Raw genomic sequence first — 897 nt, forward strand, 5'->3', positions numbered from 1 at the left:
CGGCGTATAGGTGTAGGTGCCGTTGGCATTCACCACCACCGTGCCGTGCGCCGGGTCGCTGCCTTTGCCGTAGGTGACGGTATCGCCATCGATATCCGTGGCAGCTGGCAGGCTACCGGTCTTGACGGCATCTTCTGCCGTCGTAATCGCTGTGCCGGAAGCGGTTGGCGCATCGTTGACCGGGCTGACGATAATCGCCACCGTGTAGGTATTGCTGCCGCCATTGCCGTCGCTCACCGTGTAGGTAAAGCTGTCGGCGCCGTTGTAGTTGGCCACCGGCGTATAGGTGTAGGTGCCGTTGGCATTCACCACCACTGTGCCATGGGCCGGGTCGCTGCCTTTGCCATAGGTGACGGTGTCGCCATCGACATCGGTGGCGGCCGGCAGGCTGCCCGATTTGGCCGTGTCTTCGGCGGTGGTAATCGCGGTGCCGGAGGCGGTCGGTGCATCGTTGACCGGGCTGACGGTAATCGCCACCGTGTAGGTATTGCTGCCGCCATTGCCATCGCTGACGGTATAGGTAAAGCTGTCGGCGCCGTTGTAGTTGGCCACCGGCGTATAGGTGTAGGTGCCGTTGCTGTTGACTACCACAGTGCCGTGGGCAGGATTGCTGCCCTTGCTATAGGTGACGGTATCGCCATCGACGTCGGTAGCCGCTGGCAGGCTGCCCGATTTGGCCGTGTCTTCGGCGGTGGAAATCGCGGTGCCGGAGGCGGTCGGTGCATCGTTGACCGGGCTGACGGTAATCGCCACCGTGTAGGTATTGCTGCCGCCATTGCCATCGCTGACGGTATAGGTAAAGCTGTCGGCGCCGTTGTAGTTGGCCACCGGCGTATAGGTGTAGGTGCCGTTGCTGTTGACTACCACAGTGCCGTGGGCAGGATTGCTGCCCTTGCT

The 897-nt window shown here is 62.1% G+C and carries 1 protein-coding gene; it reads right to left on the reverse strand.

Translation table 11 applies throughout. The features are described 5' to 3' along the window. Window positions 1-897, reverse strand: an 897-nt coding sequence (locus ACP7B7_RS31615; protein ID WP_426079362.1) for a tandem-95 repeat protein, incomplete at both ends; no start/stop codon positions are given.

The sequence above is a fragment of the Janthinobacterium sp. PSPC3-1 genome (assembly GCF_049896105.1).
Taxonomy (GTDB): Bacteria; Pseudomonadota; Gammaproteobacteria; order Burkholderiales; family Burkholderiaceae_D; genus Janthinobacterium.